18 protein-coding genes are annotated in these 21,039 nt (G+C 46.9%); all 18 read left to right on the forward strand.

Annotated features, from left to right (window positions below; genetic code table 11):
• Positions 1–90: 90 nt before the first annotated feature.
• The 18 genes from spoIIE to folB all read left to right on the forward strand — a co-directional run bounded on the left by spoIIE (position 91) and on the right by folB (position 21,039).
• On the forward strand, positions 91–2,595 hold the full coding sequence (spoIIE, locus tag ACFQ3J_RS25835; RefSeq protein ID WP_251584759.1) for a stage II sporulation protein E: 2,505 nt from the start codon (positions 91–93) through the stop codon (positions 2,593–2,595).
• A 100-nt stretch (positions 2,596–2,695) separates the two neighbouring features.
• On the forward strand, positions 2,696–3,442 hold the full coding sequence (locus ACFQ3J_RS25840; protein ID WP_251584791.1) for a VWA domain-containing protein: 747 nt from the start codon (positions 2,696–2,698) through the stop codon (positions 3,440–3,442).
• Positions 3,420–4,358, forward strand: a complete 939-nt coding sequence (locus ACFQ3J_RS25845) for a serine/threonine protein kinase (protein WP_379294333.1) — start codon at positions 3,420–3,422, stop codon at positions 4,356–4,358. The genes ACFQ3J_RS25840 and ACFQ3J_RS25845 overlap by 23 nt, the downstream gene beginning before the upstream one ends.
• A gap of 52 nt (positions 4,359–4,410) precedes the next feature.
• Complete coding sequence (gene tilS, locus ACFQ3J_RS25850) at positions 4,411–5,835, forward strand: tRNA lysidine(34) synthetase TilS (RefSeq protein ID WP_251584761.1); 1,425 nt, start codon at positions 4,411–4,413, stop codon at positions 5,833–5,835.
• Between the two features lie 65 nt (positions 5,836–5,900).
• Positions 5,901–6,440 carry a hypoxanthine phosphoribosyltransferase gene (gene hpt / locus ACFQ3J_RS25855; protein WP_091161511.1) on the forward strand — a complete coding sequence of 180 codons (540 nt, stop codon included), beginning with the start codon at positions 5,901–5,903 and terminating at the stop codon, positions 6,438–6,440.
• Between the two features lie 98 nt (positions 6,441–6,538).
• Complete coding sequence (ftsH, locus tag ACFQ3J_RS25860; protein ID WP_251584763.1) at positions 6,539–8,593, forward strand: ATP-dependent zinc metalloprotease FtsH; 2,055 nt, start codon at positions 6,539–6,541, stop codon at positions 8,591–8,593.
• A 295-nt stretch (positions 8,594–8,888) separates the two neighbouring features.
• Positions 8,889–9,827: a quinolinate synthase NadA gene (nadA, locus tag ACFQ3J_RS25865; RefSeq protein ID WP_091161514.1), complete on the forward strand. Its 939-nt coding sequence runs from the start codon at positions 8,889–8,891 to the stop codon at positions 9,825–9,827.
• A gap of 54 nt (positions 9,828–9,881) precedes the next feature.
• The gene (gene nadB / locus ACFQ3J_RS25870; protein ID WP_251584765.1) at positions 9,882–11,495 is read left to right on the forward strand and encodes an L-aspartate oxidase; all 1,614 of its coding nucleotides are present in this window, start codon (positions 9,882–9,884) and stop codon (positions 11,493–11,495) included.
• Positions 11,488–12,351 (forward strand): carboxylating nicotinate-nucleotide diphosphorylase, encoded by an 864-nt coding sequence (gene nadC / locus ACFQ3J_RS25875; RefSeq protein ID WP_091161518.1) that lies wholly within the window; start codon positions 11,488–11,490, stop codon positions 12,349–12,351. The genes nadB and nadC overlap by 8 nt, the downstream gene beginning before the upstream one ends.
• A gap of 6 nt (positions 12,352–12,357) precedes the next feature.
• Positions 12,358–13,125 carry a type III pantothenate kinase gene (locus ACFQ3J_RS25880; protein ID WP_251584767.1) on the forward strand — a complete coding sequence of 256 codons (768 nt, stop codon included), beginning with the start codon at positions 12,358–12,360 and terminating at the stop codon, positions 13,123–13,125.
• A 191-nt stretch (positions 13,126–13,316) separates the two neighbouring features.
• The gene (gene hslO, locus ACFQ3J_RS25885; protein WP_251584769.1) at positions 13,317–14,201 is read left to right on the forward strand and encodes an Hsp33 family molecular chaperone HslO; all 885 of its coding nucleotides are present in this window, start codon (positions 13,317–13,319) and stop codon (positions 14,199–14,201) included.
• 25 nt (positions 14,202–14,226) lie between these two features.
• A complete protein-coding gene (locus tag ACFQ3J_RS25890; protein WP_251584771.1) occupies positions 14,227–15,168 on the forward strand; it encodes a peptidyl-prolyl cis-trans isomerase in 942 nt (313 codons plus the stop codon).
• A gap of 313 nt (positions 15,169–15,481) precedes the next feature.
• On the forward strand, positions 15,482–16,420 hold the full coding sequence (gene cysK / locus ACFQ3J_RS25895) for a cysteine synthase A (protein ID WP_091161525.1): 939 nt from the start codon (positions 15,482–15,484) through the stop codon (positions 16,418–16,420).
• A gap of 234 nt (positions 16,421–16,654) precedes the next feature.
• Positions 16,655–18,238 (forward strand): anthranilate synthase component I family protein, encoded by a 1,584-nt coding sequence (locus ACFQ3J_RS25900; RefSeq protein ID WP_251584773.1) that lies wholly within the window; start codon positions 16,655–16,657, stop codon positions 18,236–18,238.
• A gap of 97 nt (positions 18,239–18,335) precedes the next feature.
• Positions 18,336–18,911, forward strand: coding sequence for an aminodeoxychorismate/anthranilate synthase component II (pabA, locus tag ACFQ3J_RS25905; protein ID WP_251584775.1), 576 nt, complete (start codon positions 18,336–18,338; stop codon positions 18,909–18,911).
• Positions 18,912–18,921: 10 nt separating this feature from the next.
• The gene (locus ACFQ3J_RS25910) at positions 18,922–19,827 is read left to right on the forward strand and encodes an aminotransferase class IV (RefSeq protein WP_251584795.1); all 906 of its coding nucleotides are present in this window, start codon (positions 18,922–18,924) and stop codon (positions 19,825–19,827) included.
• Positions 19,814–20,671 (forward strand): dihydropteroate synthase, encoded by an 858-nt coding sequence (gene folP / locus ACFQ3J_RS25915; protein ID WP_251584777.1) that lies wholly within the window; start codon positions 19,814–19,816, stop codon positions 20,669–20,671. The genes ACFQ3J_RS25910 and folP overlap by 14 nt, the downstream gene beginning before the upstream one ends.
• A complete protein-coding gene (gene folB, locus ACFQ3J_RS25920; protein WP_091161532.1) occupies positions 20,671–21,039 on the forward strand; it encodes a dihydroneopterin aldolase in 369 nt (122 codons plus the stop codon). The genes folP and folB overlap by 1 nt, the downstream gene beginning before the upstream one ends.

Here is a 21,039-nt window from a genome sequence, read left to right on the forward strand (position 1 = left end):
TTTGGCACGGTTTGTGTTTCTGACAAACTTTCACAGAACAAGCTGACTATAATGGGTACCATCAAATCAAACGATTGGGGTGCCAAAGTAATGGACAAGTGGAATGTAATACCTTTCCCTGGACTGAGAACAGGCAAAGGAGGCAAAGCCATTCGTAAAGAAGCAGGCACGAGAATAAAATCCTGGGCGGGATCGCTGAAGGCCGTACAGTTCATTGCGGAGAAGAAATGGATGATTCTGCTGACGGTAATGGGTTTTTTGCTCGGCAAGGCTATGATATTGGACGAGTTATCTCCTTTTGCCATAGCCTACTTCGCCGTCATTATGTTCCTGAGAAGAGATTTTCTGCTCCCGGTAGGGATCGCTATTCTGGCCGGAGGCTTTTTCGCTCCCTATCCCACACTATTTACGATCGCCGCCGAGGTCAGTATTTTCTATCTCCTCTATCGAGGGCTCTCGTCTTTTGGCAAGACCGAGTTGTCTTACGCACCGGTGATGGTATTCATTTCAGCCTTTATGGTCAATTTGTTTACCGTCCTGATCGGACCCTCATTCACATGGTACGCGGTCCTAATGATGACGATCGATGCCATACTCAGCTTCGTGCTCACCCTTGTGTTTATTCAGGCCATTCCCGTGTTCACTTATCGCAAGAAAAATGTAAACCTCCGCAGCGAGGAGATCCTGTGTCTTATAATTCTACTGGCATCCGTCATGACAGGGGCTGTCGGTTTTACGGTATATAATCTATCCGCTGAGAATGTGCTGTCACGATATCTTATTCTTGTCTTTGCTCTAATGGGAGGTGCACCGCTTGGCGCATCGGTCGGGGTAATCACGGGACTAATTCTGAGTCTTGCCAATATGTCAGCGATATATCAGATGAGCTTGCTTGCTTTCTCCGGCATGCTGGCGGGGATGCTGAAGGAAGGAAAGAAGCTGGCTGTCTCGCTTGGGATGCTGCTTGGCTCCTCCATTCTGGCCATTTATCTAGGCGGAACGGGAGATGTGATCACATCAACCTATGAGAGCTGTGCCGCAATATTGCTCTTTTTGCTGACACCGAAGAGTATATTAAATGTCATATCGAAATATGTGCCTGGGACGCAGGACCACAGCCATAATCAGCATGAATATGCGAAGCGGATTCGGGATTTGACAGCTGAACGAGTAACCCGGTTCTCACAGGTGTTTAAGCAGCTGTCTAAGAGCTTTGATCAGATGTCGGAGGCACCTGAGATCAAGCAAGGACAACAGGATATGGAGCATTTTATGAATGCTGTGGCTGACGGGACCTGTGCTGCTTGCTTCAAGCAGTCTCAGTGTTGGGACGGCAAGTTCTATCAGACTTATAAGTACATGACGGAAATGATGTCGGCGATTGAAGAGAATCCAGACTTTGAAGCGAGGGATATTCCTGCATCCTGGACTAAATCATGTGCCAAGACGGATGCTGTCTTAGAGGTGATGAAGCGTCAATATGGGCTATACCAAGATAATATGCAATGGAAGCGGCAAATATACGACAGCCGTGTGCTGGTTGCCGAGCAATTGTCCGGCGTGTCTCAGGTAATGGAGGACCTGGCACGTGAGATCCAGCGCGAAACAACGATTATGCATAAGCAGGAGGATCAGATTCGTTCCGCCTTGGAGCAGCTCGGTTTATCCATTCACAGCATCGACATCATTAACCTGGACGCAGGTCATGTCGAGATTGAGATTGTACATGCTTATACGAGAGGATTTGATGAATGCCGAAAAATTATTGCACCACTGCTGTCCGATATTCTTGATGAACATATTGCTGTAGTAGAGGAGGTCATGACTTTACCGAAACAGGGATTGGCGACCGTTACCTTCGGTTCGGCAAAAACCTATGAAGTGACAACAGGCGTAGCTGGCGCAGCCAAGGGAGGAGGACTCTTGTCTGGTGACAGCTACAGCACAGTCGAGCTCGGGAATGGAACTTTTGCTGTTGCGTTAAGCGATGGAATGGGCAATGGTGAACGAGCGAGAATGGAGAGCAGCACAGCTCTTAATATCTTGGAGCAGCTTCTTCAATCCGGGATGGATGCGAAGCTAGCAATTAAGTCTGTCAATTCAATTCTGATGCTGCGGTCTCCGGAAGAGATTTATGCCACAGTGGATATGGCACTGATCGATCAGTATTCTGCCCAGTCCACCTTCTTGAAGATCGGATCGACACCCAGCTTCATTAAGAGAGGGGATGAGGTCATTCCCGTATCTGCCAGCAACCTGCCGATAGGGATTATTAAAGATATTGAGGTCGATCTCGTCAGTATCCAGCTGAACCCGGGGGATATCGTCATTATGATGACCGATGGCATCTATGATGCGCCCGGCTATGCGGTGAATAAAGAATTGTGGATGAAGCGGATGATTCAGGAGCTGGATAGTGAAGATCCACAGGAAATTGCCGATATTCTACTAGAGAGAGTTATTCGTTATCAGCAAAATAAAATTCATGATGACATGACCGTTGTGGTCGGCAAAATCGATCACTTCAGACCTGAATGGTCAACACTCCGAATTCCGGGAATGGATCGAATGGAGCGACCAAGAACCGTCAGCTGATCAGGACCTATTATATAGAAGAAAAAAATCCCCCCGTTTGAATCAATTCAATACTGGAAATAATAGGAATAATCCAGTTGATTTGAAAGGGGAATGAATGATGAAGCAGATTTTGCTGATTACAGATGGATGTTCGAATGTTGGATCAAGTCCGGTTCTTGCAGCGGCTCATGCCTTGGAGGAGGGCATTACCGTCAATGTGGTTGGCGTAGTGGATTATGGGACCATTGGAGAGCTGGGAAGTCAGGAAATAGATGAAATCGCGAAGGCAGGCGGAGGCATCAGCCGAATCGTCGGTACGCCTCATTTGGCGAAGACGATGCAGATGATGACACGCAAAACCGTGGTTCAGACCATTGAAATGGCGGTTAATAAAGAGTTGAAGCAAATTTTGGGAAAAGGGACGTTATCCGAGCTTCCACCGCATCAGCGCGCGGAGGTTGTGAAGGTAATGGACAACTTAAGTGAAACGACTCCCTTGCAGGTTGCGCTTCTAATTGATGCAAGCGCGAGCATGAAGCCTAAGCTTCCGGCTGTCGAGGAAGGAATCCGAGATTTGATGCTGAGCCTTCAAGCGCGTGAAGGTATAAGTCAAATTTCTGTATTTCACTTTCCGGGAAAGCATGGGGGCGAGGAGGCTGTCATTGATATACCTTGGACTGAGGATGTTTATGCCCTGCGCTCGATGTTTAACAGACTCCAGATGAGGGGAGCAACCCCTACAGGACCCGCAATATTAAAGGTGATGGATTATTACCGTTATGGTACACTAAACGAACACGAGCTTATATCTTATGATCAAGGGACTAAAGAAGGGATGCTGGGTGACTATGCCGCTGGGTCCTGATTTTTCTCCTGGAACAGTGGTAACCGGCAAATGGAAACAGGGCAAGTATGTTATCCTGAGAACGCTGGGTAAGGGAGCAAACGGGATCGTTTATTTGGTTCAGCGTGAACCGGGTGGAGGCCGGTATGCGTTGAAGATGGGCTTTAATGGAGTAGACTTGCAGTCAGAAATTAATGTCCTGACATCGCTCGAAAGTCAATATTCTCAAGCTGGACGCAAGTCCGCTTCCTATCTTAAGGAAGTGGATGATTATCGAATCAATGGTACCGATATTCCTTTCTACGTGATGAAGTATGTTAGAGGCGAACCCATTCATCACTTTATTCGGAAGCATGGCTCGGACTGGATAACGATAACAGGTTTAAGGCTGCTGAAGAAGCTGGCCGAGCTGCATCGCATGGGCTTTATATTCTGTGATCTAAAGCCGCAAAATGTACTTGTCACCCGGTATGGGGAGGTTGAGCTCATTGATTACGGCGGAGTAAGTCCTGCCGGACGCAGTGCTAAACAGTTTACAGAATGGTACGATAGGGGATACTGGAACGCGGGAAGCCGCGTGGCTGATCCTGGATATGACGTATTCTCCTTTGCTCTCCTGTTGATTCATCTCTTGGAGGGGGATGAACTACAGCGGCTTGCCGGAGAAAGTCTTCCCCAGTTAAGGGGAATGGGTCCATTGTCTGCATTGATTCTGCGAAGCGAGAGGCTCTCTCCATATAAAGGCTGGCTTGGACAAGCAGTACAAGGAAAATTTGAAAATGCGGAAATGGCATTTCTGCATTGGAAGAAGCATGTGTATGGACCAGTTAAACGGCAAAGTGAGTCCAGATCTGAGCCCGCTCCTAGGTGGTTAATTCCATCGTTTGCATTATCTGCTCTAATCATGGCTGGAGCTATTATGTTCCTGCTCCGCTGATGTGTTTTAGGGGTACATAGGCTAACCTTGATTTATAGAAAGAAGGAGCAGCATGGAAGGACGCAGCAAGCTGAGCAATACGGCACTTCGGGTGCTGGAAACGGCAGAGACTTTTGATTTATGGCAGCCGGGTTACCGGATCGTGGTCGCAGTATCCGGAGGAGCGGATTCTGTGGCTCTTTTACATATTCTGCATCAAATTTCGAAATATCACACACCGCTTACACTAATCTGTGCTCATGTTCATCATGGATTTCGGGCAGAGTCTGATCAGGAGGCGGAGATGGTGAGGGAATTCGCCGAGTCTCTATTGATTCCGTTCGAGATGACAAGGGTAAATATACCCCAGTATGTCCAAGACAGCGGAAGGAACGCACAGGATGCTTCGCGAGAGAAGCGGTATGAATTTCTCCATCAGATAGCTGCCAAATACAATGCGGATAGTATTGCTCTGGCTCATCATGCGGATGATCAGGCGGAGACAGTTCTGCTTCATTTGCTGAGGGGGAGTGGTCCTTCGGGACTCACCGGAATAAAAATTAAACGTTTTGAAAAAAACGTGGAACTTATTCGTCCTTGTTTGCGTATTAACAAGACGGACTTGGTTCATCAATGTGAACAATATGATCTGCCCTATGTTATTGACAGCAGCAATATGAGCACGAAGTACAGAAGAAATGCGATTAGACTGGATGTACTTCCTTATTTGGGGCAATATAATGATCAGCTTACGGAGTCACTTAATCGCTTGGCTGAGGTCATGAGTGTTGAAGATGATTATATGAATACCATCTCCCGGCAGACGTATTCCGAAATGGTTCGAAATTCAGAGGGCAACCTAACCTTTAAAGTGACTGATTTTAAGAAGCTACATGTCGCTTTACAACGGAGGTTGATTAAATTAATATTAAATTATCTGCCTTCGAACGATGATTTTGTTGATTTTTCGAGGATTGAAACCATTCGCAGAGGTGCGGTTCAGCATGAGCCCACCACGTGGAGCCACGATATTGGCCAAGGAATTGTTTGCATTCGGGAATATGATAATATCATTTTTTCTTCCCAGAGGTCTTCTGTATTAGAGCATTATAGTTACCAGTTGGATTTCTTGGATGGAGACACTCAATTGGATCTTACTGAAATCGGCACAAGACTTCATTTATCCTGTCTGGGTAATCGATCCAGGCCGGTTTCTGCTAGTGAAGCGCTGTTTGATGCGAATACATTCATATGGCCGCTTACGATTCGTTCGCGATTGCCTGGAGATACCATGAAAGTGATGGGATTAAACGGAAGCAAAAAGGTTAAAGATATTTTTATAGATGCCAAAATTCCTCCGTCCCTGCGTTCTCGTATTCCCGTAATATGCGATGGTGCCGGAAACATCATCTGGATTCCGGGCGTACGTCGCTCGATTCATTTCCCGGTAAGTGAAGATTCCACGTCCATCATTCGAATGCTGGTGGAGGAACTTTAGTGGGCCCGAGTGACAGTAATGGTGCAGGTATGACTTTCATAGTATAACTTAGGAGGTTCGCGACGTTGCAGAACGATATTCAAGAAGTATTGATTAGTGAAGAAGAGCTTCAGAACAAGATTAAGGAATTGGGAGAAATCCTGAGCAAGGAATATGCAGATCGCAATCCTTTAGTCATTTGTGTACTTAAAGGCGCGTTTATATTTATGGCTGATTTGGTGAAGAGCATAACCGTTCCAGTTGAGATGGACTTTATGGCCGTTTCGAGCTACGGTGCTTCTACCAAGTCGTCAGGTGTTGTCAAAATTATTAAAGATCTTGACGCTAGCGTTGAGAACCGTGACGTCCTCATTGTGGAGGACATCATTGACAGCGGTCTTACACTTACCCATCTAATTGATCTTCTGCAGCGCAGAGGAGCCAAGTCAACCACGGTGGTAACCTTGTTTGATAAACCTTCAGGCCGGAAAGTCGATCTGGAGGCTGACTACACAGGCTTCGTGCTGCCTGATGCATTTGTAGTCGGATACGGTTTGGATTATGCAGAGAAATACCGGAACCTACCCTTTATCGGGATTTTGAAACCGGAAATTTACACTAGCTGATATCCCAGCCATTGAGTAAGGATGACGTTCCTCCCTTTGTTGAGAAGGGCAGAATGGCTATGTTAAAATAATTTAAGTGTCTTGAGAGGAGGTAGGGGATGAATCGGTTCATCCGGAATTCTGGCTTTTATTTAATTTTATTTTTAGTAGTGGTCGGCATCTACCAAGTCATTAATGGTGGAAATGAAGCGGCTGATACCCCTAAATACAATCAGTTTCGGCAGGAGTTATCCACTAACAACGTAGAGAATCTGAGCCTCCAATTTGACGGTTACACATATCGTGTAACAGGTCAATACAAAGAAGTAGCTGAAGGCGAACCAAAGAATTTCATTACGTATATCCCTTACACTGAGACTGCTGTACAGGAAGTCGTTGAGGCCAGCGAGACCAATGGCTTTGAACTAGCGCAACAACCGATGGAAGGTGACAGCATCTGGCTGACACTGCTAACATCGTTTATACCTCTTATTTTGATGTTTGTTCTGTTCTTCTTCCTGTTCAATCAGGCGCAGGGCGGCGGCGGTAAAGTGATGAACTTTGGCAAGAGCCGTGCACGTCTGTATAACGAAGAGAAGAAGAAAGTTACTTTTGAGGATGTCGCAGGAGCTGACGAAGAGAAGCAGGAGCTTGTCGAAGTCGTTGAGTTCTTGAAGGATCCTCGTAAATTTGCGGCGGTTGGCGCAAGAATTCCAAAAGGGGTTCTGCTTAACGGGCCTCCGGGAACAGGTAAAACGCTTCTTGCTCGTGCGGTAGCAGGAGAAGCAGGTGTACCGTTCTTCAGTATTTCGGGTTCTGACTTCGTCGAAATGTTCGTCGGTGTCGGTGCATCCCGTGTACGTGACTTGTTTGAGAATGCGAAGAAGAATGCACCATGTATCATCTTCATTGATGAAATCGATGCGGTAGGTCGACAGCGCGGCGCCGGACTCGGCGGCGGTCATGATGAGCGTGAGCAAACGCTCAACCAGTTGCTCGTCGAAATGGACGGCTTTGGTGCAAATGAAGGTATTATCATTATTGCAGCGACGAACCGTCAAGATATTCTTGACCCTGCCCTTCTCCGCCCAGGACGTTTTGACCGTCAAATTACGGTAGATCGTCCGGACGTCAAAGGCCGTGAAGCGGTTCTGAAAGTACATGCGCGCAACAAACCACTTACAAAAGACGTTAAGATGGATGTTATTGCGAAGCGTACTACCGGATTTACAGGTGCAGACCTGGAGAATCTGCTGAACGAAGCAGCGCTACTTGCTGCAAGACGTAATCGCAAAGACATTTCCATGCGTGAAATGGATGAAGCGATTGACCGTGTAATTGTCGGTACAGAGAAGAAGAGCCGTGTAGTCAGTGATCGCGAGAAGCGTATTGTCGCTTATCACGAAGCGGGTCATACGATTGTCGGATATTTCTTGGAGAATGCCGATATGGTTCATAAAGTAACGATTGTCCCACGTGGACGTGCAGGCGGATATGTTATTATGATGCCTAAAGAAGATCGTATGCTTGCTACGAAGCCGGAGCTCCTTGACCGTATCACAGGTTTGCTCGGCGGACGTGCTGCCGAAGAAATCTTTATCGGTGAAATCGGAACTGGTGCATATAGTGACTTCCAACAAGCGACAGGCATTGTACGCAGCATGGTTATGGAATACGGTATGAGTGAGAAGCTCGGACCTCTTCAATTTGGCAACTCTCAGGGACAAGTCTTCCTGGGACGCGATTTTGGACATGAGCCAAACTATAGTGATGCGATTGCCCATGAAATTGACCAAGAGATGAGACGTATGATTACAGAATGCTATGAGCAAGCAAAAGAACTGCTTAGCAAGCATTCTAAAGAAGTACACCTGATTGCTGAAACGCTTCTGGAGAGAGAAACCCTTGATCTTGAAGATATTAAGCAGTTGATTGAGAAAGGTGCCATTACAGACAAAGGTACTGATTCGTCCGGAGGTTCTTCGGAGAACGGCGAGCCTGTAATCGACAATGTCGGTGATGTGCGTGTCCGTATTCAAGGCAAAGAGAACAACGGATCCCAGGCTGGTGATATTTCCAATGATGGTCCTAGTCAGACAGAGCCTGACACAACACCATCCAACCCAGAGTCTGGTGATGCAAATTCACCGGATAATAACAAGCCAACAACGTAATGAACAAGTCATAAAAGAGATTAAACCGGAGAACGCAGGAGCGTTCTTCGGTTTTTTTGATTTAACATAGACCATGACCCTTAATTTGCGACAATTTTGTGAATTGACACATAGAGGAACCTTATGTAAATTAGGTGTAAACCTGAATCAACTTTATAGCTCGTTCAATGAGAATGAAATTGATCCACCTATGGTATTCGTATGTCGTACTTTGTGAATCAAATAACAAGCGATGACATCACAAAGGTGAAAGCGGTTTTTTATCTATTGCTTATATAAGGGAGAGGGTCTTCAAGTGGAAGCATTAGCATTAGAGCGTAAGGCAGAAATGAATCGTGAACTGAAAAAACGTATTGAGGTGTTAAAGAAAGAGCGCAACGCAATTATTTTGGCACACTATTATCAGCGTGATGAAATTCAAGAGGTAGCTGACTTTCGGGGCGATTCATTCCTGCTTGCTCAGAAGGCAGCTCAGACCGATGCCGATGTTATTGTGTTCTGCGGTGTTCACTTTATGGGAGAGAGCGCGAAGATTCTGGCACCTAACAAGAAAGTCATTATTCCAGATGAAAGAGCCGGCTGTCCCATGGCTGACATGGTGAATGTGGATGGACTGCGCAAGCTGAAAGCACAGCATCCGAATGCGAAGGTGGTTACATATATAAACTCCTCAGCCGAGATCAAGGCAGAGACCGATATATGCTGTACTTCCTCCAATGCGGTTAAGGTCATTCAATCCTTGGATGCAGAAGAAATTATATGGGTTCCCGATAAAAATTTGGGCCATTATGTACAGCAGCATACAGACAAGAAGATGATCATCTGGGAAGGATATTGCAACACTCATGACATGCTGACCGTAAAAGACGTCGTTGAAATGCGCGCCAAATATCCAAATGCAGAGTTTGTTGTTCATCCAGAGTGCCGTCCAGAAGTCGTTGAGATGGGTGATTTTGTTGGAAGTACGACAGCTATTTTGGAATATTGCAGAGACTCTGCTTGCAAAGAATTTATTGTAGGCACGGAAGATGGAACAGGGTACCAGCTTCGAGTGGATAGTCCGGACAAGGAATTCCACTTTGCAACGAAGTTCTTGGTCTGCCCGAATATGAAGGTGAATAATCTCAAGAAGCTGGTCAAGGCGCTTGAAACGATGAAGCCTGAGATTTATGTGCCGCAGGATGTAGCCGATCGTGCCCGTTTATCCCTTGAGCGTATGTTGCAGGTGAAATAATTCACTATGTTTTCAGCAGTCTACTTTTTATGAAGAGACGGGAGATAGCAAACGATGATTCCTTCTTACTTGGTTAATTTCGATTTGAATGATCTGCCTCAAATCGAAACTGATATTCTGATTATAGGCTCAGGCATTGCCGGACTTTATACAGCGATTGAGGCAAGCAGAGACCACCAGGTTCTCATGATTACCAAAAAATCACTCCTTGAGAGCAATACGAGATATGCGCAAGGGGGCATTGCAGCCGTGACGGCTGAGGACGATTCACCCGTGTATCATATGCAAGATACATTAACGGCAGGAGCGGGATTGTGTCGCAGCGAAGCGGTGGAGGTACTTGTCAGTGAAGGACCGGACCGAGTTCAGGAGCTCATCCAGCTGGGCACGGCTTTTGATATCGAGAACGGCGAGCTTGCTTTGACACAGGAGGGTGCTCACAGCCATCGCCGGATATTGCATGCCAATGGAGATGCAACAGGATATGAAATCGTAAGAGCGCTGGCCAAAGAAGCGGCAGAGCATCCGTCAATCAGCGTATGGGATGAGCATTTTGTAATCGATCTAATTACAGCAGATGGAGAGTGTATCGGCGCTCTTGTCCAGGCTCTGAATGGACAGCGTACTTTTGTGAAAGCAGATGCCGTTGTTCTCTGTTCCGGTGGAGCAGGGCAGTTGTATCGATATACAACCAACCCCGAGGTAGCTACTGCAGATGGAGTAGCCATGGCCTACCGGGCAGGAGCCGAGATTCGGGACATGGAGTTTATCCAGTTCCATCCGACTTCATTATGTTATCCAGAGGCGCCTAGATTCCTGATCTCGGAGGCAGTTCGAGGAGAAGGAGCTGTTCTGCGGAATATACACGGAAATCGGTTCATGGAGCGATATCACCCTCAGCTGGAGCTTGCACCGAGAGATGTGGTTGCTCGTGCAATCGTAAGTGAAATGGAAGACACTCATGCGACACATGTCTATCTTGATATTACACATGAGACGCCAGAACTCATTAAGCGCCGTTTTCCAACGATATATGAGAACTGCATGAGCTATGGCCTTGATATGACAAAAGACTGGATTCCGGTGGCACCAGCAGCCCATTATATGATGGGCGGTGTAAAGACGGATCTGCACGGAGAGAGCAGTATTCCTCGACTATTCGCATGCGGCGAAGTATCCTCGACTGGGGTTCATGGAGCTAATCGGCTGGCGAGCAACTCCTTGTCAGAGGCTATTGTATTTGGCAAACGCATTGTCGATAGAATCAGACAACTGCCTGACACGGAGCAGCATGCCTTCGGACTTCGTGTTCAGCGTGAGCTTATCACTGGTGCTTACGATTCCGTGCATGTACGAAGACTGGCTCTGCAGAAGGTCATGGTTAGACAAGTAGGACTGCGCCGAACCGAATCGGGATTGCTAAAGGGTAAGATTCTGCTTGAGCAGGAATGTTCTATTTTTAATACAAAGCTTGATAAGCAAGAAGAATACGAATTCGCAAATTTGCTGACCTGTGCACTGCTGGTTACAGAGGGCGCCCTATACCGAAAAGAAAGCAGGGGAGCCCATTACCGCGAGGATCATCCTGTGAGAAATGATCATCATTGGCAAAAGCATACGGTTCAGCAGCGGGATCGGGAGATTGTGGAGGAAGTAAGTCATGCTTAATGGATATAATGAAGTATTGAAGGAATCAATTAAAGGCTGGCTGCAGGAGGATGTGGGAGCAGGTGACGTTACTTCCTTGACGACCATCCCGCCAGGACATAAGTCCAAAGCTGTAATTCACGCCAAGGATGAAGGTATCATTGCAGGAATGACAGTCGCTGAGCTCGTATTTCAGATCGTAGATCCAGAGCTCGCGTTTACCGCATATGTCCAGGATGGTGATGCGGTAACCAAGGGAACAATACTAGCAGAAGTGGAAGGAAGCACACACCGTCTTCTGACCGGAGAACGGCTTGCTCTGAATTTGCTGCAAAGAATGTCCGGAATTGCGACAAGAACACGCTCCTATGTGGATGCCCTGGAAGGCCTTAGCACAAGGCTGGTCGATACGCGGAAAACAACACCAGGTCATCGTTTACTTGAGAAGTATGCTGTTCGCGTCGGAGGCGGTCATAATCACCGGTTTGGACTATATGATGCGGTCATGATCAAAGATAATCACATCAAAGGAGCAGGCGGGATTACAGAGGCTGTTCAGCGTGCCAGGGCAGCTATACCTCATACAATGACGGTCGAGGTCGAAGTCGAGTCGCTTGAACAGTTAGATGAAGCCTTGGAAGCAGGGGCTGACATCATAATGCTGGACAATATGGACCTCATTATGATGCGCGAAGCAACTCAGCGTATCCACAGCCGGTCACCTCATGTTAAAATAGAAGCTTCGGGCAATGTTTCGCTTGCTACCATTCGTGGTATTGCTGAGACGGGAGTGGATATTATTTCAGTCGGCAGACTAACCTACTCTTTCGAAAGCCTTGATATCAGTTTAGATTTAAATGAAAAGAAAGGAGGATAATCCTCTTTGATTCTTGTTGTAGATGTAGGAAACAGCAATATCGTACTCGGTATTTATAAGAAGAAGGAGCTCCTTCACCATTTTCGCATTAGTACTTCCAGGCAGTCTACGGTAGACGAGTATGGTGTTATGATCCATAACTTATTTCAGATGTCAGGTATATCTGCTTCCAAAATAGAAGGCGTGATTATCTCTTCTGTTGTTCCACCGCTCGTGAATGTGCTGGAGGAGATGTGCATCAAATATGTTGGTAAAAAACCGCTGCTGGTAGGACCGGGAATCAAAACGGGTCTGAATCTCCGTTATGAGAACCCGCGCGAGGTCGGTGCAGATCGTATCGTAAACGCGGTAGCGGCAATAGATCGTTATCAATGTCCGTTGGTTGTTGTCGATTTCGGTACAGCCACTACATTTGATTGTATTGATGCAGAGGGCAACTACTTGGGAGGAGCCATTGTTCCGGGAATTGGAATCTCCACAGAAGCGCTCTATCAGCGTGCATCCAAGCTGCCTCGAATTGAACTGGAGAAGCCTAAAAAAGTAATCGGACGCAATACAGTTCACGCGATGCAGGCCGGAATCATATTCGGATATGCCGGACAAGTGGATGGAATCGTTGATCGAATCAAGGACGAGATGAAGGCTGCACCCAAAGTAATCGCAACCGGCGGATTGGCAGAGCTGATCGCAAGCGAAACCAGAACGATTGAAGAGGTAAATCCCATGCTCACTCTGGAAGGGCTTCGAATTATATATGAAAGAAACAAGGGATAATCATACCTGTTCTCTACAAAAGATAATGGAAGAAGGCGAGAGCTTAGCTGCCTTTATTCCATTATCTTTTTCGATTACAATAAGAAATAACGAAGCATGATTAAATCGACGTCACTGCATGATGATAAACATATAGAGGATTTATGCATATATCCTCATTCAGTTAATTTAAGGAGGCAATTTATACAGCTATGGACAACAACAAGAAGGACTATCTAGTACGTGGAACGGCACTGGGAGGACGTGTACGCGCTTTTGCGGTCAGCACAACCCATCTGGTTGACGAGCTTCGCAGAAGACATGATACCTTTCCAGTCGTAACGGCAGCGTTGGGACGTACGGTAACCGCTGCGGCTATGATGGGTGCCATGCTCAAGGGAGAAGAAAAGCTAACCGTGCAGGTTAAAGGTGATGGCCCTGTCGGGCAAATCGTCGCCGATTCGAATGCGAAGGGAGAAGTTCGCGGCTACGTAAATGAACCCCATATTCACTTGCCAAGCAACAGCATGGGCAAACTTGATGTGGCAGGAGCGGTCGGCACTACAGGCTACATTCATGTGACCAAGGACCTTGGATTGAAGGAGCCTTACCGGGGCAGTATCCCGATTGTTTCCGGTGAGCTTGCTGAAGACTTTACGTATTATTTTGCAACTTCGGAGCAGACACCATCCGCAGTAGGTCTTGGTGTGCTTGTTAATACAGATAACTCGGTGATTGTTGCCGGCGGTTTTATTATCCAGCTGCTGCCGGGGTTAAACGATGATGAGATTGCAGAAATTGAGAATTCACTTGGTTCGCTCCCTCCAGTAACGACTCTGCTCGAGCAAGGATTAGAAGTAGAGGATATGTTGCGCCGGATCTTACCGGATGTGGAAATTCGTGATCAGATGGACATTGAGTTCAAATGTCAGTGCTCTCGTGAGCGTGTCGAGCAAACACTGATTTCCTTGGGAGAGGAAGAACTGACGAACTTGATCGAGGAAGGTAAAGCAGAGGTTGTATGTCACTTTTGCAACGAAGCTTATCAATTTGATAAAGAGGATCTGGAAGCAATACTTGAGCAAGCCAAAAGCTAATCCGTTATGGGGTAGATGAGATGGGATGAGGAAACAGGAAAAAGGACTGTGGGTAACCGTTGTTGTCCTGACCGCTTCAGTCGTAATGATGGGTACTTTTATCCTTCAGGGAATGAACACGGCTTCTGACGAAGCAGATTCTCAGATGCAGGCTCAGGAGGAGACCGTAGCCCGGATTGCTGGACAGGATGTTTCAGAGGAAGAATGGGTTAACTTGCTCAAGGCAAGATACGGTAAGAACATGCTTACTGAGATGCTGAATCGTCGTGCGGTCTTGGAAGAAGCCAAAGAGAATGGGTTATCAATAACCGAGGCAGAGGTAGAAGCTGAACTGGAGGAGACGATGGAAGGCTACACTTCAGAAGAAGCATACTACAAGGAGATGCTCACCCAATTCGGTCTTAGCATAGAAGACTTGAAGGCGGAGGCGACCTATCACATCCTACTCGAAAAAATAGCCACTGCAGGTATCGAAGTCAGCGAAGCAGAAGTCGAGCAGTATTATGAAGAGCATCTGGACAGCTATACCCCAAGCAGACAGTTTGACCTCTCCATGATTCAGGTGAATGACGCGGAGACCGCAGAGCAGGTCATGTCCCGGCTGGAGCAGGGGGAAAGCTTTGAAGCGCTGGCTCAGGAGCTGTCGACCGATGAATATAGCAAGGATGCGAAGGGCAGCCTTGGCCTGATCGATGAGGATGATCCTTTTCAGCCTGAGGCGATGATGGATGTTGCTAGGGAGCTGGATATCGGTGTTGCAGCCGGTCCTCTTCTCATAGATGATGCTTATATCATTATCCGGCTCAATGATATTAACGAAGAGAACGCCCTGACCCGTGAGCAGGCAATGGAGGAAATTCGACGAATGCTTGCACTTAATGAAGCGGGGCCGCTCTCTGAAGTGGAGAAGTCGCTTCGGAATAAATACGGTGCAGAGATTCTCGTAGAGCTGGATAAGGCATCATAGTCTGAGTTCAGTGAGACGACAATCTTGTTATAAAATACTTTGACAACCCCCTAAAGACCCAAGTCAAAGTATTTTTTTTGAGCAATATTGACAAGTGCACCTAAGGTTGATAATATTAACTTTGAAATACCTACTGATTTACTCGGAATATAAATGATTTTTATCAATCTTGTATGAATTCTTTATAAATTCGGAAGCATGACGCGCTATTCATGGTTAACTCTGTTCTACAGCGTGGTCAGCCGAATTATTTTAACAACCAAGAAGCAGCAGCATTCTTCATATTTCATCCATCTCAAGGAGGTCAATTATCATGGCTAAAGTTGTTAACAACGTTACTGAACTGATCGGAGACACACCCCTTGTGCGTCTGAATCGCGTCGTGCCTGAGGGAAGCGCAGAAATCTATGTTAAGCTCGAGTACCAGAACCCAGGTGCCAGTGTTAAAGACCGTATTGCAATCAGCATGGTAGAAGAAGCTGAGAAGCAAGGACGTATTAAACCAGGCGATGCTATTGTTGAAGCAACAAGTGGTAACACAGGTATTGGTCTCGCAATGGTAGCAGCAGCCAAAGGTTATCGTGTCATTATTGTTATGCCTGAAACGATGAGCTTGGAGCGCCGCAATCTGCTTCGTGCATATGGCGCAGAGCTTGTGCTGACACCAGGATCAGAAGGAATGAACGGTGCAGTTAAGAAAGCGGAAGAGATCGTTCAAGAGAATCCGAACTATTTCATGGCAGAACAGTTTAAGAACCAAGCGAACGTGAAGATTCACCGTGAAACTACTGGACCTGAGATTGTGGAAGCGATCGGATCCATCGGCGGAACGCTGGATGCATTCGTTGCAGGAATCGGTACTGGCGGAACGATTACAGGCGCTGGTGAAGTACTGAAGAAAGAGTACCCGGATATCAAGATCGTAGCCGTTGAGCCTGCAGCCTCCCCGATTCTTGCTGGAGGAACGCCAGGCCCTCACAAAATCCAAGGAATTGGTGCAAACTTTATTCCTGAGATTCTGAATCAGGACATTTATGATGAAATCGTTCATATTGAGAACGAAGATGCCTTTGAAACTGCACGTCAAGTAGCTAAAGAAGAGGGTATTCTTGCGGGTATTTCCTCTGGTGCAGCCATTCGTGCAGCTCTTCAAGTAGCTAAGCAGCTTGGAGCTGGCAAACGTGTCGTTGCCATCGTACCAAGTAATGGTGAGCGTTACTTGAGCACACCGCTGTACAACTTCGAAGGCTAATTGTAAGCTGAACCTTGACTTACGCAATTTTTCTCAGTTCTTAGGTCATGCTAAGAACTGAGCAGACTGTAGACAAACTGCTTAATTGAGTTTGCCTGCAGTCTTTTTTTATTTCCGTTTTCCTAACAGATGTTCTGAAATTCAAGATTGGTGCAGTGCCGCTCTTTTCAAAAAGCAGCGCGCTCTAGTATACTTACAAACAATAGATCAGTCGGCTGGGGGATAAAGATTTACATGAATAAAGTAATGACAACATATGATCACTGGCAGGCCTGGAGCAAGGAAGACTGGACTATTCTTCCTTATGTAATAAGCAAGCCTTTCCCTGGAGGAGATAGAGTTGGCTCATGGAAACCCGCTTGGGAACAAGCTTCTCCATACGCTTTTGTATTAGAGAGCGGTAAAGACGGCAGGTACACTTATCTGGGCCTTGATCCTGTATCTGTTATTACAGGCAAAGGGAATAGGGCAAAGATAGAGGATCTTACGGTTACTGCACACGAAAAGCTGACTCATACTTTGGAAGGAGATCCTCTTCCCGTACTTGAGGAGTGGATAAGTCCATATACTGCTCCTCGTGTAGAAGGGATCCCCCCTTTCTCCGGCGGCATTGTCGGCTACTTGAGCTATGATATTGCTCGCTCGCTTGAGAGGCTGCCTGTATTAGCGGAGGATAATCCAGAGCTTCCTGATTATATCTGGATGCGGTTTGATGAAGTATGGATGATTGATCATGAGAGCAAGACGCTCTTCAGTGCAGTTTATGTGCTTAGGCATGCCGAGCTTTCTCTTGAGGAGCAATTTCATCAAGCTGGACTTCGGGCAGAACGAATGATGGCGAGAGCTGAGCAGCTAATTGAAGCTGCAGGTGATTTGAAATACAAGCTTGAGCTGGAGCAGCGGTTAAATCGGATTGAGCTGGCGGCACAGCAGGGAGATGCTTCTGTTGACGTAACGACCGACTGGGAATCTTCGTTTGCCCGAGAAGCGTTCGAGCAAGCCGTCCGCAAAGTTCAAGATTATATCAGCCAGGGCGATGTATTTCAGGTGAATCTGTCTCTACGCCAGCAGAAGGAGCTTCACACCTCTCCGGAGGATGTATACGAGTGGCTTCGTGTGCTTAATCCATCTCCGTATATGGGGTATGTGCGTACTCCGGAATTCGAGCTGGTAAGCGGTTCTCCTGAGCTGCTGGTCAAGCTTGACCATGGACAAGTGGTAGCAAGGCCGATTGCAGGCACTAGACGAAGAGGAACTACGCCGGAAGAGGATGAGCGGATGGCTAGCGAGCTGCTGCATACAGAGAAGGAGCGGGCTGAGCATATCATGCTTGTTGATCTGGAAAGAAACGATATCGGCCGTGTTGCACAATACGGTACCGTCCGAGTGCCTGAATTAATGACGATTGAGTACTATTCCCATGTTATGCATCTTGTATCTCAAGTTGAAGGTACGATTGCAGACGGAAAAAATGCCTTTGATGTCATTGCTGCTGCATTTCCAGGAGGAACGATTACAGGTGCTCCCAAAGTTCGCACGATGGAGATCATAGAAGAGCTGGAGCCTGTTAGGCGAGGGCCCTATACCGGCTCGATCGGCTGGATTGGCTACCATGGAGATATGGAGCTGAACATCGTTATAAGGACCTTGACGGTAATAGACGGAATAGGATACATTCAGGCCGGGGCGGGAATCGTTATTGATTCTGATCCTTACCGGGAGTACCGGGAATCAAAAAACAAAGCACGCGCGGTAATGAAAGCTGTACAATATAGTGAAGAGGCTGCATTCCTTGATATTAGAAGTTCACACCTATAGAAACATACACTATAATGTGATGTACCGTTTCTAACGTGAATCGCATTTGTTGCACAAATGCTTAGCTGAGAAGAGAATAGAGGAGGTTAATTAGATTATGATTCTAGTTATTGATAATTACGATTCTTTCACGTATAACCTCGTACAGTATTTAGGTGAGCTAGGTGAGGAAATTGAGGTCCGTCGCAATGACGAGATAGACCTTGAAGGAATAGAGGCGCTTGCGCCGGATCATATATTGATTTCACCCGGACCATGTACCCCGAATGAGGCGGGTATCAGTCTTGATGTGCTGACACATTTCAAAGGCAAGATTCCGATCTTTGGTGTATGTCTTGGGCATCAGGCGATCGGACAGGCTTTTGGTGGGAACGTGATTAGAGCAGAGAGATTAATGCATGGCAAAACGTCTCCAATCCTTCATGGTGGACAATCGGTCTTTGAAGGCCTGCCGGTGCCATTTACGGCGACGAGATATCACTCCCTGCTGGTGGAGCGTGAGAGCCTGCCAGACTGCCTGGAGATTACGGCAGAGACGGAAGAGGGCGAAATCATGGGCCTAAGACATAGAGAGTATCCCATTGAAGGTGTTCAGTTCCATCCTGAATCGATTGTTACTGATTATGGACACCAGATGCTGCGAAATTTTCTGCGGACAAGGAAGCAGGCTTAAGATGATTAAGATGAAATATACGATGATGAACGGTCAGTTGACCGAATTGAAGCAAGCCGCGATCCCTGTGATGGATCACGGCTTCTTGTATGGCATCGGCTTGTTTGAGACCTTTCGCACGTATCACGGTAAGCCCTCTATCTTGGGACGGCATTTGGAACGGATGGCTGCAGGGTGTAATGAGCTGGGCATTCCTTTTACAGCTGACCCGGATGAGCTTGAACAATGGATTGCCAGACTTCTTGCTGCGAATGAATTGGAGGAAGCTTATATTCGTTATACCGTCTCTGCAGGGGAGGAGCTGCTGGGACTTCCAGCAGGTAATTATTCTGAGCCGAATCACATTGTATTCGCCAAACCATTGCCTGCCATGTCTGACGAATGGTATGAGAAGGGCAAGGCGCTTCAGCTTCTACGAACGAGACGTAATACCCCTGAGGGGCAGGTTCGATTTAAATCGCTGCATTACATGAATAATATTTTGGCGAAGCGGGAGCTTATGCAGTATGAGCAGGCCGTTCAGCTTCAAGCAGAGGGATTGATGCTGACACCAGAAGGGCATTTGGCGGAAGGTATGGTCAGCAATCTCTTTTTTGTGAAGGATGGGATGGTATTCACACCAGAATTATCGACGGGTATCTTGCCGGGCATAACACGAGAAGTCGTACTGGAAGCCTGCAAAGAACGGAAGATCCCAGTTACTGAGGGGCGCTATACCTGGGAGGCGCTGAGAGGTGCTGACGAAATTTTTATGACAAGCTCCATTCAGGAATTGGTTCCGATTACTGCAATCTTGGATTTGCCGGCAGCTGGGTATCCAGCACTGGAGATATCACAAGGACGAATGGGTCCGATGACGAGAGAGCTGTTACATCTATATCGAATAAAGGCAGGTAGGAGAGATGCTGCAACCTAGAATTTATAAACGCACTTATCAAAAGGGAGAAATGACGCTTTCTCTTGGAGAAAGAACACTCATTATGGGCATTGTTAATGTAACGCCGGATTCCTTCTCTGATGGCGGACAGTATTATGAGGTAGAGCGAGCTGTAACCCATGCGCTGGAGCTATATGAGCAAGGAGCTGACATGATAGATATCGGCGGTGAATCCACACGTCCGGGTCATACGGTGATCAGTGACGAAGAGGAGATTGCACGGGTTGTACCTGTAATCAAGGCGATCTCAGAGCGCGCGCCTCACATTCCTCTCTCCATTGATACATATAAGTCAGAGGTGGCACGAGCTGCATTAGAAGCAGGAGCGCATATCATCAATGATATTTGGGGCTGTAAGGCTGATCCGCACATGGCTGAGCTGGCAAAAGAAAAGAACTGTCCAATCATTCTAATGCATAACCGGGACAACACGGATTACAGCGATTTTGTAAGTGATGCCCTTCAAGATGTGCAGGAGAGCATTGATCTGGCGCTGGGGGCAGGAGTAGATAAGTATAATATCATTTTGGATCCGGGGATCGGTTTTGCAAAATCATATGAACAAAATCTGCTCATGATGGCGGCCCTTGGCGATTTGGCGAACTTAGGGTATCCGGTCCTGCTGGCAACCTCTCGCAAAAGATTTATCCGCAATACACTGAACCTTCCTGTAGATGATCTGGTGGAGGGGACAGCAGCGACGGTTGCTTTCGGTATTGCCCAAGGCACGCAAATAGTGCGTGTACATGATGTAGCCAAGATCAAACGGACCGTGGATATGTGTGACGCTATGCTGTATCTCACGATGAAGGAGATGAAGTAATGGATAAAATGAAGCTGCACCGTATGGAGTATTTTGGATATCATGGTGTGTTTGAAGAAGAGCGCAAGCTGGGTCAGCGGTTTTATATTGATCTTGAGCTGGATCTCGATCTGCAGGAAGCAGGAAGTACGGATGACCTGAATCAAACGATTAATTATGCTGAGATCCATGCACAGGTTAAGGATATTGTCGAGAATCAATCGTTCCAATTAATTGAAGCTTTAGGCGAATATATTGCATCTTCGCTCCTTGCGACTTATACTAATGTCAATGCGCTTATTGTGAAGGTAACAAAGCCGCATCCTCCGTTTGACATTCATTTTGGAGGGGTAACCATAGAACTTCATCGCACTAGGAAAGTGGGATAA

It is taken from the genome of Paenibacillus provencensis, from assembly GCF_042678545.1.
GTDB lineage: Bacteria > Bacillota > Bacilli > Paenibacillales > Paenibacillaceae > Paenibacillus > Paenibacillus provencensis.

Bases quoted from the DNA above. Each gene is read 5' to 3' on its own strand.
- spoIIE (WP_251584759.1), top strand. From the start codon at position 91: ATGGACAAGTGGAATGTAATACCTTTCCCTGGACTGAGAACAGGCAAA.
- ACFQ3J_RS25840 (WP_251584791.1), top strand. From the start codon at position 2,696: ATGAAGCAGATTTTGCTGATTACAGATGGATGTTCGAATGTTGGATCA.
- tilS (WP_251584761.1), top strand. From the start codon at position 4,411: ATGGAAGGACGCAGCAAGCTGAGCAATACGGCACTTCGGGTGCTGGAA.
- ftsH (WP_251584763.1), top strand. From the start codon at position 6,539: ATGAATCGGTTCATCCGGAATTCTGGCTTTTATTTAATTTTATTTTTA.
- nadB (WP_251584765.1), top strand. From the start codon at position 9,882: ATGATTCCTTCTTACTTGGTTAATTTCGATTTGAATGATCTGCCTCAA.
- nadC (WP_091161518.1), top strand. From the start codon at position 11,488: ATGCTTAATGGATATAATGAAGTATTGAAGGAATCAATTAAAGGCTGG.
- hslO (WP_251584769.1), top strand. From the start codon at position 13,317: ATGGACAACAACAAGAAGGACTATCTAGTACGTGGAACGGCACTGGGA.
- ACFQ3J_RS25890 (WP_251584771.1), top strand. From the start codon at position 14,227: ATGAGGAAACAGGAAAAAGGACTGTGGGTAACCGTTGTTGTCCTGACC.
- cysK (WP_091161525.1), top strand. From the start codon at position 15,482: ATGGCTAAAGTTGTTAACAACGTTACTGAACTGATCGGAGACACACCC.
- ACFQ3J_RS25900 (WP_251584773.1), top strand. From the start codon at position 16,655: ATGAATAAAGTAATGACAACATATGATCACTGGCAGGCCTGGAGCAAG.
- pabA (WP_251584775.1), top strand. From the start codon at position 18,336: ATGATTCTAGTTATTGATAATTACGATTCTTTCACGTATAACCTCGTA.
- ACFQ3J_RS25910 (WP_251584795.1), top strand. From the start codon at position 18,922: ATGAAATATACGATGATGAACGGTCAGTTGACCGAATTGAAGCAAGCC.
- folP (WP_251584777.1), top strand. From the start codon at position 19,814: ATGCTGCAACCTAGAATTTATAAACGCACTTATCAAAAGGGAGAAATG.
- folB (WP_091161532.1), top strand. From the start codon at position 20,671: ATGGATAAAATGAAGCTGCACCGTATGGAGTATTTTGGATATCATGGT.